The organism is Pseudomonas sp. KCJK9111 (genome assembly GCF_046231935.1).
In the GTDB taxonomy this organism is placed as follows: Bacteria; Pseudomonadota; Gammaproteobacteria; order Pseudomonadales; family Pseudomonadaceae; genus Aquipseudomonas; species Aquipseudomonas parafulva_B.
The window spans coordinates 1-4,010 of sequence record NZ_JBJJMO010000118.1 but is presented as its reverse complement, the minus strand read 5'-3'; the positions used below and the strand labels follow the sequence as shown (position 1 = coordinate 4,010).

The 4,010-nt window shown below is 57.0% G+C and carries 2 protein-coding genes and 1 pseudogene; all 3 read right to left on the bottom strand.

Going from position 1 to position 4,010, the window contains the following annotated elements; genetic code table 11:
- Nucleotides 1-209: 209 nt before the first annotated feature.
- Complete coding sequence (locus ACK59L_RS21365) at nt 210-1,457, bottom strand: TerD family protein (protein WP_409275916.1); 1,248 nt, start codon at nt 1,455-1,457, stop codon at nt 210-212.
- A gap of 305 nt (nt 1,458-1,762) precedes the next feature.
- Nucleotides 1,763-2,905 (bottom strand): glycerate kinase, encoded by a 1,143-nt coding sequence (locus ACK59L_RS21360; protein ID WP_144967980.1) that lies wholly within the window; start codon nt 2,903-2,905, stop codon nt 1,763-1,765.
- 887 nt (nt 2,906-3,792) lie between these two features.
- Nucleotides 3,793-4,010 (bottom strand): annotated as a pseudogene (locus ACK59L_RS21355) (hypothetical protein); the annotation flags it as partial.

Sequence of the window (4,010 nt, the reverse complement as noted above, 5' to 3'; positions counted from 1 at the left end):
GTACCAGTGCTAACACAGGGGTTGAGTAATCTGGTGGAGCAGCCACTGGGCCACCCAAGGAAGTTACGAGCGCTGGGGCCCCGACGACGCCAATCAATGGCAACATCGAAGCAAGCGCCATATAAATTGGCATCCGAATCATTTAATTCTCTACTTAGTGAACGATGTGGCTGGCACACTCCTGCGTAAAGAAGCGTGCCGGACCCAACTCAAATGTACTGTTTCTTGCCGCTTCGCTCGATCGGCCGGCCCTTGAATACGTGTGGACCATCCATGGTTAACTCGACCTTGTCACCCTTACGGGTCAGCCAGGGTGTGGCTTCGGATCCCGTCCTTGAGGTGACGCCGCTCGGGCTTATCGTGATGGAATCACCATCGATCTCAATGGTGCCAAGAACATAGGTGTACACCATGCTGCTGAAGAATCCGCTCTTGAATTCGAAAGCGCACTCCACTATCTGATCGCCGTACTCCATGCGCATTTTGGGCTTCAGCGAGGCTACCGAGACAGCACCGTTGTCGACTGCAGAGTACACGCTGCAAACAAGTGCCACCCTCCCACCCATGCGATGCGAGATAGCCGGATTGATCTCAACGCTCTCTATCCCAGGGGCAGAAGAACTCGCGCTTACCACATCGCCCGTGTGGAAAACGTAGGGGTCAGAATCGAACGCCCCCCGCTTGTCAGGGGCCTGGATGATTGACATGCGTTCGTCAGGACGAAGTATGCCGACACGGAGATCAAGGTCGTCATTATCCCGACCATCTCCATTGTCCACCCAGGTAGCGCTTACCTTGATCGTCTTTGGCGCTGCAGCGCCCTTCTCCAGCGAGACCTTGTGGGCAACTCCAGGCTTGTCCAAGGTGATGACCGACTTGGTGATGTTCACCGGCTTGGACTGTGCAGCTACTGGCTCGACCAGTGCAGGTTCATCGCTGACCTCCACCCCATACATGTTGCAGAGGCCGGCCAGGCCCGAGGCGAATCCTTGCCACACGGCCCGGGCCTTCGCCTGACCATTTCGCACATAGAGTTCAAGCACAGTGATGCCCGTCTCCCCCTGGAAGGCATCAGGCGTTAGCGCCAGGACCTGGTCGCCCACTACTACCTGGGCACTGAGCTCCGTGACCTGTGCAAAACCACCGCCGCTGCCGTCCTGCGTCAGGGTGATCGCGATCTTGTTGATGCCGGCCGGGAGTCGATTCAGGTCGTAACTGATGCTGTGCCGTACCATGCCTGCCTGATTGCTCGGTGGAGAGAATGTTGCTGAGCCAGAGGCGTGCACTGGGGCATTGAAGAACACCACGCCACTGTCATCCTCGACGCGCCCGGCGTCTGTCAGCAAGAAAGCGGTCAGGTTCACATCGAGATTTGCGCCAGCCGCATGGGTTACCTGCACAAGTCCGTTAGCTACGCTGAGTCCTGTGTTCTCACCTGGCTTGAGGGATTGAGTCAAAGTTGGTCGCCTATTCCATTGATATGCCGGCGGGGGCCGCCGGGCAGCTGCATACGTCCTTGCCCATTCAAGCAATGACAGTCTGCTGGCCAGTTTAACCAGCCGGCCGTCAGAAGGAAGCCAGAATGCGGCAGGGAAATCACGAGCGGGCTGAAGCCGCCCGCGTGGGGAATAAAGGCGAGGGGCAAAAAGGGGTCTTCTAGATCAGCATTTGGCCTATGCCTTCGGTACCGCGCTTGCCAGTCGCGCGCGAAGGCACGATAGCAAGTCGTGGACTAAACCTGAGCAGTTAGCTCGTCGATTCCTTATGAGTTCGCACCGCCGAGAGTCCAAACATTCATCACATCAAACGCTCGATCACGGAGCAGCTCCGCGGCGTGGCTACAGGCGTGCTCGAGCGTCATAGGGCCGGCGGTGATAGAGAACGCCGCGTAGATACCAATCTCGCGCAGGAGTTGGTAGCCCTCACCAAGGGTACCGGCAATAGCGATCGTCGGTACTCCCGCCGCTTTTGCAACAGCTGCAACGCCTGCAGGGGTTTTGCCGTAGAAGGTTTGCTGATCCAATTTACCTTCCCCGGTGATTACGAGGTCGGCCCCCTTCACCGCGTCAGCCAGGCCGGCCAGCTCGGCGATTAGTTGCACACCCGGGCGAAAGCTTGCGTCAAGAAATGCTTTCGCTGCGAATCCTATTCCACCCGCAGCGCCGGCTCCTGGTGAATTGCGCACGTCCTTGCCCAGTAAGTTGGCAGCGATGTCGGCATAAACGCCCAGCGCCGAATCCAGTTCTCGGACCTGGGAAGACGTTGCACCCTTCTGTGGGCCGAAGACATGCGAGGCGCCTCTCTCGCCGGTGAGCGGGTTGTCAACGTCACATGCCACTTCGAATCGGATGTCCTGCAGACGTGGGTCCATACCTGACAGATCGATGCGGTCCAGCTGCTGAAGGGCCAAACCGCCAGGCTGCAACTCGGTACCGGCATCGCACAAGAACTTGGCCCCAAGAGCCTGAAGCATCCCTACCCCACCATCGTTGGTAGCACTTCCTCCAAAACCCATGATTATCCGGTGAGCCCCAGCCTGAAGTGCCGCTTGAACGAGTTGGCCAGTGCCATAGGTGGAGGTCCGCGTTGCGTCGCGCTGGCCGACAGGCACTAGGTGGAGGCCGCTGGCTTCAGCCATCTCGATCACTGCGGTGCGCGTATTTGCAAGCCAACCCCAGCTAGCCGTGACCTCCGTACCAAGTGGCCCGTTGACCTGGGTGGATCGCAGTTCGCCTCCGGCTGCGGCGAGAACAGCTGCGACAGTACCCTCCCCGCCATCAGCCATTGGAACGGTCACAATCTCAGCGTTGGGGAAGGCCTTTCGTACCCCTTCCGCAAGGGCCGCAGCAACGGCCTCAGCTGAAAGGCTTTCTTTGAAGGAATCGGGGGCAATGACGACTTTCATCTTTGGGAATCCTTGATCAATCGGTCAGGTCTTTTTGTGTTTTCCCGATCATGAGCCTGTTCCATGGCAGGTTCCATGTTCGAGGTGACAAAAAAAGGGGCTGGCGTTTGTTCAGGTCGACAAAGAGTGCGGGGCAAGGTGCCCCGGCCTAACCGTCCAATTACGGGTGCTGCTTTGGTCCATCCTTAGGAACGGAAACTGCGGGCGGGGCTGGACACGCGGCACTAGCAGGTGCCGCTGCAGGAGGAAAGATGAATGTGAATGCCCCGAATGCAATGCCAGCGATGCCTACAACGAAGCCACCAAACGTGTAAAAACGCTGCCGTCGATTTGCTGGTTCTTGGTGCTTCAGAAGGTCTCTGACATGGTTAGCCAAAGGATAAAGGTCTGATCCATTGGGGCCTAGGTGAAGTCTCAAACGATCCATCATGAACCTGGTTTGTGTAGGTAGGCCCTCAAAGGGCAACTGTTTCTGGTGTTCCTCCTGAAGGGCCTCAAGAACCGATACCTTGTCATCAAGGCCAGTCAACCTGTTGGCTACCACATCCCGGATAAGCGTCTTGATGAGAAACTCAGTGCTCGACATGTTTACGTGGCGTGTGTCAGCCATGGTACAAACTTGGCTCCAGCTAGGACTGCCTTTCTTGAGAGCGTTGATTAGGTCTGTGCGAAGGCTCCTTCGGCTCATGATGCCAAAGACTACGTCAACCATAACCATTGTCATCCAGACCACCGACCCACACGCCACAAGTATCACGACGCCCCATGCACCAACAACCAACGATTCCATTACATTCCTCTGTATTAGTGCTGCCCATGAATCTCGTGAAAAAAATGCGCGACGTGACCCTCCTGCAACCCAAGTATACCGGGCCGCAGGTGCCAGATTAATTGGTCTGGAGGTCAAATCCAGGGGTGACAAAAAGCGATGCAAACAAGGTCTTTTCAGGACGGAACGTGTAGGTTTCCTCAAACGAGCCGCTCTTCGCTAAGGCCAACGCGATTCCACACTCCGAATCGCTGTGCGTCTTACCCTTGCTACCGAAATCGCTCTGCCAAGTTGCGAGGCCTGCAGAATCACAGAACGCACCGCCCGAATTGCCAG

What these genes read in the sequence shown, in the direction of transcription:
- ACK59L_RS21360 (WP_144967980.1), bottom strand. Translation starts at nt 2,905, where the DNA reads ATGAAAGTCGTCATTGCCCCCGATTCCTTCAAAGAAAGCCTTTCAGCT.